We start from the raw sequence: 206 nt of genomic DNA on the forward strand, positions 1-206 counted from the left end.
TCGCTGGTGGTGTCGTTAATGGTGACAGACGCTGGGCCACCGATGGTTGGGTTTTCCAGCGGCGCGCCATTGGAGGTGGCACCCGTGATGCTGAGTTGCGCAGTGCCGCCGTCTTTGTAGACGTCGTCCCCTTGCGGATCGAGGGTGTGGACCTTCTCGGTTTCACCAACAGCAAAGACCACGGTTTTACCGTTGCTCAAGGTCAC

General features: G+C 59.2%; 1 protein-coding gene. It reads right to left on the bottom strand.

Annotation, left to right across the window (positions count from 1 at the left end; genetic code table 11):
* On the bottom strand, positions 1 to 206 hold a 206-nt coding region (locus tag AAEZ05_RS30610; protein WP_350650464.1), incomplete at both ends, for an immunoglobulin-like domain-containing protein.

The sequence above is a fragment of the Pseudomonas sp. HY13-MNA-CIBAN-0226 genome (genome assembly GCF_040310305.1).
Lineage (GTDB): Bacteria > Pseudomonadota > Gammaproteobacteria > Pseudomonadales > Pseudomonadaceae > Aquipseudomonas > Aquipseudomonas gregormendelii.